Below are 7,833 nucleotides of genomic sequence, written 5' to 3' on the forward strand. Positions count from 1 at the left end.
CCAACAGCGCCAGCAGCTTGAGCAGCGTAGGTCGAAGGTCGAAGGTCGCGCCCTTGTAGGTGACGCAGTGCAGCCTGAGGTTTAGGACCAAGCTGGGCATCGGATCGTCGGTAGCCTCGGGCCGTACAGCATCCATTGGAGCAGCATCGATCTCCTGAGGTACCAGCGCAGACTCCTGCTCCCGCACCTGGGCGAATAGCCGGGTGCCTGTCTTGGGCCCCAGGATTTCGCAGAGCCGCTCCTCGGCCGCCTGCTCCAACGCGTCCTGGCCAACGATGCCAGCATCGACCAGCTTGCGTAGGGCTGCCCGACCGAGGCCGCGCAGCTTCATGCCTACCAGCTCCACGGCATCGCCCCGGATACCCTGTGACAGCCTCAGCGACAGATCATGCACCTGCTCGACCTGCTTCTCTCCCCACCCCGCAATCTCGCAGACCAGCGCCATGCCGTGCATCAGCCAATCAAACTCTTCGGAGACCCGCCGCACCGCGCCGCCCCAGACCCGGTAGTTCAGCTCGATCTTCTTGATCGGCATCTCTTCGATCCAGTTGTCCATCATGAGCGCGAGCTTGTAGCGCTTGTTTGCCTCGTAGACACAGTGTGCGTCCCTGGCGATGGCCTGAAACACCGGCCACCGGCCGATCTCACGGCTGCTGGCCCTGCTCAGTACCTGCTCCCGATACCCGGCGCGCCGGTTCTCCTCGGTGGACATGGAGACGTAGATGTCCTCGGCGTCATGGCAGCGCGCAGCGATCACCAGCATCTCGAGTTCCGCGGCGAAGCGGTCCTTGGCAGACTGCGCCCACCGATAGAACGCATATGCGGTTCTGGGGTGCAGGCACTGGGACGCGCAGGTACGGCCCAACTCCGTGATAACCAGCTGGCCGTCCTGTTCCAGCACCGTGGCGCACGAAATGCAGATGTCCACGGCTTTATCGACGTCCTTGCGGAACTGGTCCAGCGTCTGGGTCTGCCGCCAGACCTCCTGGCCGGTGAAGCTGCCGAGCAGGAAGCGATAGAGATCGCCCCGCGTGGCGCAGAGGCCCGAGGCCACCAGGTTGACGATGTGGCTCTCCAGTGGCGCATCGGCCAGCGTCGGCTTGATCGCCTCGAACGTGCCTCCGATGTAATGCCTGGCCAACGCTCTGGCTGGGTACTCGCCTGTGCTGATCATGATCGAGCGCCCGAAGTCCGCCTCGAGCGACAGCCTCCCCGCGCGGCCGCTCATGTTCTCGTACTCGCTGCGCGTGATGTCCTCGGTGACCCAGCGCCGGTACTTGGACGAGTACTTCCACTTCTGGGAGTCAACGAACACATTCTTGGCGGGGAGGTTCATGCCCATGGCCAGGGTGGACGTGGAGAACAGCGCCTTGATCGAGCCAGCGCGGAAGTGCTTCTCGATAAGGCGCCGCTCGGCCGGGGTCAGATCGGCGTTGTGGAAGGCGACGCCACGTGAAAACAGCTCTGACAGGATCTCGCGGGCGCCGGTGTCTTCCAGTTCTCCCAGCTCCTCGATGGCCTCGGCCGCAGCAGGCAGCGCCACGTGGTCGGCCAGAGCGCGCGCTCCGATCACCGTGGAATTGCGATCGCGCAGAAACACAAGGCACTGCTCGCCGCTCTGGGCAAGGTGCGCGACGTTGAGCATGAGCAGACGATTGACGTTCTTGGAGGCGTCCGCGTCCCACGCCATCTCCTCGGTTCCTGTGACGCCGGAGTTGTGCTCGCGGTACTTGAACTCGCCCTGGCATAGAATGCCCTTGCGCAGTTCGACCGGCCGCTGGGTCTCGATTAGCACGCGGGCCTTGAGCCATTTCTCTAGCCGGTCGGTCTTGCCGAGCACGGCGGACAATCCCAAGATCTGCGGTCTGGCTTCCGAGGTCACGATCCTCGTGAGCAGCACCTCGAGCCCTGGCCCGCGAAACTCATCTGTGATCATCTGCAGCTCGTCCACCACGATCAGGCCGGCGCTGCTGAGCAGGGAAGGCGTGTTTACCAGCAGGCCCTGCATCTTCTCGTAGACCACGACCGCGATGTCATAGTCGCCCGTGGCAATCCGCTGGTCGAACTCGCGGTGGTCGCGGTTGGAGATCACGACCCTGATGCCCAGGCTTTCGTAGCGGCCCGAGAACTCGGTCCATTTCTCCTCGGCCAGTGATTTCTGCGGCACAAGGTAGAACGCCTTGCGCTTCTCCCGCGCTGCCTTGACCGCGGCCATCTCTCCGATGAACGTCTTGCCCGAGGATGTGGGCGCGAAGACGATCAGGTTGTGTCCGTCGAACAGCCCGTACTGCCTGACCGCCTTCTCCTGAACCGGTAGCAGCCTCTCGCCGATCTGGGCTTTCCAGAGATCGCGGACGTTCTGCTCAAGGCCATAGGCCTCCAATAGATCGACATGCATGGGTATCTCCCGTGGCCGCCCAAAAAACGGCTGCGGAAGAGAGTGGCATCTTCCCGGGGCGCATCGGAAAGAGGGGATCTCGTTCCGTGAAAAACTACAAAAAAATCAATACAGCTTCCGGTGCACGGCGATCACCTTGCCGAGCAAGCGGAAGTCTCCAGACGACTCGTCATAGAACATAGCTTTCAAGGACGCGTTGGCCGGCTGCAGCCTAATGCGGCCCTTCTCGCGGTAGAACCGCTTGACCGTCACCGCGCCATCGACCATGGCGATGACCGTGTCGCCGTTGTTGGCTTCGGGCTTTTGCAGCACGACGAGCAGGTCGCCGTCCTTGATGCCGTCCTCGACCATGCTGTCGCCTTTGACGTACAGCGCGAACTTTTCACCATCCGGCATGTCCGACGGGTCGATCTTGAAGTAGCCCTCGATGTTCTCCTCGGCGTACCAGGGCGTGCCGGCCGGCGCGTAGCCCAGAATCCGCAGGGTTCCTCGGGAGACAGTATCAACCAGCAGGTCGATCGAGCGGGCTCTGTTGGACGAGCGCCGTAGGAGGCCCTTCTTGGCCATCCGCCCGAGGTGCGCGTGGACTGTGGACGACTTGATTCCGAACTCGTCGCCGATCTCACGTACTGTGGGCGGCATGCCGCGGTCCTCGATGAACTGGCCGATGAATTGAAGGATCTTGTGCTGCATGGCGGGGAGGTTGTTCATGGTGGCCCCTTTACTTCTTGGGGCAAGCATAGGCTAACGGATGTTAGCTGTCAAGGAGTGGGAGGTATATCCTGCCAACGGGAATTAGCAGCGGAGAGGCTACCGCATCCCTAGTCGATCTTTGAAGCGGCGAATGATCTCTTCGGTTATGAACCGGGGATTTGATCGCTGAATGGCCAGCGCCGTTTCCAATGCGACCTTGGAATCAATCACCTTTCGTTCGACCAACATGGCGAGCGGCTCCAAACCCCAGAGTACAAAGATCGAATTCGATTTGCATTCACGTCGCAGGCGACCATCGTTGGTGACGCAGGTCCAGCCACGATCTTTTGCCAGCAAGAGGCAGATCCGATCCTCGAATGACAGCGCTCCCCGTTTGGCAGCCGCCTCGAGGAGCATCTCGGTTTCCGGCATGACGAGGTCGAGACCGAGCTCAAGCAAATCACCGTGTCCGAGAGACTCGACTTCGTCCAGAACAGGCTGCGCGACCGCCACCCGACCGATGTGCCGCGCGATCAGGGTCAGCATGGAACGGTCCGACTTACAGAAGTCGATGAGGACGTTGGCGTCGAGAATCAAGAAAGTGGGCGGCGTGGGTCGCATTCGGTTTTAGTCCACCCACGAGGCGGTCAGGTTGCGCATGGCCTCCAGGTCGATGTTGAGGATTTCTGCGCCACGGCTGAGGGAGATGTCTTCCTGTTCGATGGCGATACGCACGAGGCGTTTGAGCCGGTCCTCGACAAAATCGTCGGTGGACAGGTGTGCCGGTTCGTAGGCCTGTAGCGATTCCGACATCTCGCGGCGGAAACCGGCGGGATCGAGCGCCTCGGGTTCGGCATTGTGCGGCAACGACCGGCCGTATCTCCGTATATATCCGCCGTTGAAGTTTCTCCAAACGTCGCTGCCGACCTCGCCTTTTTCGACAAGCCGCGCCAGCACGGTTTTATAACTCACGCGGAAAATGCGCTTGGTCTTCAGGACGCGGTCGATGAATGGAAGGCCATAGGACTCTCCCCATTCCTTTTCGAAGACGCCTTGCGGCATCAGGAAGTGACTGGCAAAGATGTTGGCCTCCACTTCCTGTGCATCGTCCTCCTGGTTCTGGCTCACGTCGTAGGCTTCCAGATGCAGCAGCAGGTGTCCAAGCTCATGCGCCGCGCTGAATATCCACCGTTCGACTGGAATCCGGTCCCAGACGTTGACCACAATGGCCGGCCCGCCATCCGCCTTACCTACGGAAAGCCCGAAGAAAGAGTCCGAGGTGAGCCGGTAGGGAAAGACCTTGATGCCGCACGATTCGAGCAGACCGCAGATGTCGCGGATCAGTTCGTCTTCCGACAACTCTAGAAGTCGCCGCGCTTTGTCCGCTGCAGATTTCGCCTGATCAAAGCCGGGGCGGATCTTCTTCAGCGAGCGAGCCAGGGCCTTAAATTTATAGGGAATGGTATCGTCGACGATCTTCTCCAGTTGATTGAAGTTTTCCAACCAGACGGCAACATCCGCGAGAATTTGTTCGCGGCTTGTCATCTTCTTCGTGGCTCGGAATCGCACCGCCGATAGGGTGCGCACCGGTGCGACCAGATCCTGCAGCTTAACCTCGAGCGCCCGCGCCAGCGACAGCAGGGTCTCGGCTTTGGGTACTGACTCACCGGTCTCGATCTTGCGGTAACTGGGTCGGCTGATCCCAGCGTTAGCCGCCAGCGCTCCCTGACTAAGCTTCTTGTGCCTCCTTAGTCGTAAGAGATTTGCGCCAATAATGTTGTCAGCCATCTGTTCCCTCCCTACAGGATAGCTATCAGAAATTCATTTTTTGTTTTTATAATAACTTAACGACAGGGCGTGTCAATAGAAAAGGGCCGTCTAGAAACTCGCCGTTAAGTCGTTTGGCGCTTGCTCGACGCCCAATAACTCGGGCACCGGCACTCCGAAGAACTCAGCCACTCTCCGCTGAGTCGCATGAACACGCGGCACCCTACCGCGGATCTCCCAGTTGGCCACGCTGCACTCGTTCATGCCCAGGTTGCGCGCCAGTTCCTTCTTGGTGAGCCGGTTTTTCGTGCGCAGCCACTGGACGCGCTCGCCAAACGTGCTCATCTCCGAGAATTCCCTGGTCATGTGAATTTCCTTGCTCGTGTTCAGCACGATCACGAGGTCGCCGTCGCCGGCATGGGCCAGGGCCTCCTCTTTCAAGCCCAGAGCCAACTTCAGGACATCACAATGTAGATGGACGTCGATTCGGCCCTCGGGCATGGCCACGACCTTTTTTACCACGCCGGCAAGCAGCTCCTTCTGCTCCTGGATATGCAGCGCCTCGAACACCTCGCCGAACTGACTAAAGGCCTGCCGCAGGGTCTCGACATCGACCTCGCTCTGAACACCGCCGATGCTGGCTTCACACCCCAGCCTGCCTATCTCGGTCTCCAGAATCTGCTTCTCTGACTTGAGCGGTCTGGCTCGGCTCGCGGCCTCTTCCTTGTCCAGCATCCCATCCTGGTATGCGTCAAACAGCCGCTCCAGCGACTTCTCGATCTCACTGATGCGGGCCCGCAGCGATTGAGCCTGCTCATCGATCTGCCCCTGGAGGTACTCCTTACTGGCGATCAGCTCGCGGGCCTTCTCGATGACCAGAGTCGGGTCAGCCGCCCATTGAGCAATCGCATCCACAACCGCCCGCTCAGTACCGAATCTGTTTACCGTGAGGCCCTGGCAGACACTCGGCCCCTTGGATTGTCGCCAACTGCAGCGGTAGTAAGCATACCTACCGCCGCCAGGCTGCTGCTTCCAGTGGTTGTACCCATTCATGGCTCCACCGCATCGGCCGCATCTGATCAGGCCGGAAAGCAGATAATCTGAGCGCTTGTTGCGCGGGTGCAGGCCAGCCTCGTGGTTCAGGATCTTCTGGGCATGCTGCCAATCGCTCTTACTGACGATCTCCGGCAGGACGCCCTCGACCACGATCCATTCCTTTTTCGGCCGCGGGATCGAAGTACTGCTCGTGCCTCTGCGCTTGTTGTACGTGGCGGCCCCGTAGTAGCTCGGGTTGCGCAGAACGCGCCGGACACTGGTCGTGCTCCAGCTCTTGGCGTATCGCGGCTTTGAGCCCTGGGCATTGAGGCAGTGCGTGATGCTGCTGATGCTGCGGTGCTCGAGATAGAACTCGAAGATCTTCTTGGCCCACTGAGCCTCATTCTCGCAGAGCAGCAGCTTGCCGCCTTCCGCACGATACCCATAGGGCACTATGCCGCCGTTCCACTTGCCCTCCTTGGCGCGCACGAGCATGTGCTCGCGCACGCGGTCGGCGATCATCTCCCGCTCGAACTGCGCGAACGACCCGAGGATGTTCAGGGTGAGGCGGCCCATGGACGTGGACGTATCGAAATTCTGGGAGGTGGAGACAAAGGCGATACCCAGCCTCTCCAGAGTGCCGAGCAGGCCCAGCAGGTCGACCAGGTTGCGGCTGATGCGGTCGAGCTTCGTGACGATCAAGACGCCGAATTTCCCCGCCTTGGCGTCGGCCATCATGCGCAGGTACTCGAGCCGGTTCTCAGTGCGGCTGCCCGAGAAGCCCGCGTCGCAGTAGTGATCGTGAACTTTCAGCTCGTGGTAGCGGCAGTAGTCGCGCAGCACCTTCTCCTGGGTGGAGAGCGAGTCGGCCTGCACCTGCATATCGGTCGACACGCGGGTGTAGAGCGCGGCGACCATGCCGGTTTCGAATCTACGATTGCTTAGCATCGCTCCTCCTCGAGGAAGGTCATACCTCGTTGGGACACATCATCAAGGCTTTCTTTATAGCGAGGAGCGTGCCATGCACGGCCGGCCGTGCGTTTCTGTAAGTAGTTGGAAATTAAGGATTCATGTTTATAGAGGCCTGACAATTTCCTCTGCCCGCATTTCGTTAGCGATAAGAAAACGGCCTTAGAAATCATAAAAGGGGCCTTAGAAATTAAAAAAAGGCCCTTCGAATACATGGAAAGGGCCTTAGAGAATATTGCTTTTCGGGGAAAACGGCCCTGAAAATAGGATTAACGCATTGATATCAAAGGTTATTTCAGTCTGACTTGCACGGCTTCTTATTTTCGGCACCGCTTTTTATCTGAAAATAAGAGATAGCTTTTCAGTTTCAAGTACTTACATTGCTCCCCCGACACCTGGCACGACTTGTGTACTGAGAAGCGCTCCATGAGCGCCATAGCAATCAACCAAGTCCGCATTTACAACGCAGCACTCTCCGAGGATCAGGTACAGCAGCGGGCTGCCGATGTCGTACGACTGTTGGCCCTGGGCCTGGTGCGTTCGCTGGGAAAAAGGCCGGCTCAGCAGAGCAGCCACGAGCCGATCGCCGCTGATCGCCAGGAGCCCACCCTGGGTTCCGGTTCCGGAGAGATCCGCTGATGCCCCGGCGGCCGGCGAAATCCCCGAACGCCTACATCGGCGCAGAGGCCATGCGGAGCTTCCTGGTCGATCACTTCCAGGCCCACGCCATCAAGGGCGATCTCAAGCCTGGCCGCAAATACCAGGTCTTCGAAGCCTCGCCCACGCAGATGAGAATCCGCACGCGCGGCAAGAGCAGCCGCCGGGTCCAGACGCTGTTCGCGGACCTGGTGACCTGCAAGAGCCTGCGATACGGAGAGTTCCGCCGCGTCGATCTGTTCTGGGGAGTCGGGCGCAAGGACAAGGAAGCCGGCGCGAAGCCCCACCGGACAAAGCGCGCGGCCGCAGACGGC

General features: G+C 60.0%; 7 protein-coding genes. 2 read left to right on the plus strand and 5 right to left on the minus strand.

The features are described from left to right. The 5 genes from P9M14_03600 to P9M14_03620 form a co-directional block, all read right to left on the minus strand. Positions 1-2,398 (minus strand): DEAD/DEAH box helicase (locus P9M14_03600; protein ID MDP8254811.1); only part of this gene is annotated, 2,398 nt, incomplete at its 3' end. A 105-nt stretch (positions 2,399-2,503) separates the two neighbouring features. Continuing rightward, the gene (lexA, locus tag P9M14_03605; protein ID MDP8254812.1) at positions 2,504-3,109 is read right to left on the minus strand and encodes a transcriptional repressor LexA; all 606 of its coding nucleotides are present in this window, start codon (positions 3,107-3,109) and stop codon (positions 2,504-2,506) included. Between the two features lie 99 nt (positions 3,110-3,208). Further along, complete coding sequence (locus tag P9M14_03610; GenBank protein MDP8254813.1) at positions 3,209-3,637, minus strand: hypothetical protein; 429 nt, start codon at positions 3,635-3,637, stop codon at positions 3,209-3,211. An 81-nt stretch (positions 3,638-3,718) separates the two neighbouring features. Next, entirely contained in the window at positions 3,719-4,879 is a 1,161-nt protein-coding gene (locus P9M14_03615; protein MDP8254814.1) for an ImmA/IrrE family metallo-endopeptidase, read from the minus strand. Between the two features lie 90 nt (positions 4,880-4,969). Then, a complete protein-coding gene (locus P9M14_03620; protein MDP8254815.1) occupies positions 4,970-6,841 on the minus strand; it encodes a recombinase family protein in 1,872 nt (623 codons plus the stop codon). Positions 6,842-7,288: 447 nt separating this feature from the next. On the opposite strand from P9M14_03620, the gene P9M14_03625 reads away from it, so the two are divergent. Both P9M14_03625 and P9M14_03630 read left to right on the plus strand, forming a co-directional pair. Then, a complete protein-coding gene (locus P9M14_03625) occupies positions 7,289-7,501 on the plus strand; it encodes a hypothetical protein (GenBank protein ID MDP8254816.1) in 213 nt (70 codons plus the stop codon). Further along, positions 7,501-7,833, plus strand: a 333-nt coding sequence (locus P9M14_03630) for a hypothetical protein (GenBank protein MDP8254817.1), incomplete at its 3' end; no start/stop codon positions are given. The genes P9M14_03625 and P9M14_03630, both read left to right, overlap by 1 nt.

The organism is Candidatus Alcyoniella australis (assembly GCA_030765605.1).
Taxonomy (GTDB): Bacteria; Lernaellota; Lernaellaia; order JAVCCG01; family Alcyoniellaceae; genus Alcyoniella; species Alcyoniella australis.

Coding starts and splice junctions, on each gene's coding strand:
- P9M14_03615 (MDP8254814.1), bottom strand. CDS start 4,879: ATGGCTGACAACATTATTGGCGCAAATCTCTTACGACTAAGGAGGCAC.
- P9M14_03610 (MDP8254813.1), bottom strand. CDS start 3,637: ATGCTGACCCTGATCGCGCGGCACATCGGTCGGGTGGCGGTCGCGCAG.
- P9M14_03620 (MDP8254815.1), bottom strand. CDS start 6,841: ATGCTAAGCAATCGTAGATTCGAAACCGGCATGGTCGCCGCGCTCTAC.
- lexA (MDP8254812.1), bottom strand. CDS start 3,109: ATGAACAACCTCCCCGCCATGCAGCACAAGATCCTTCAATTCATCGGC.
- P9M14_03625 (MDP8254816.1), top strand. CDS start 7,289: ATGAGCGCCATAGCAATCAACCAAGTCCGCATTTACAACGCAGCACTC.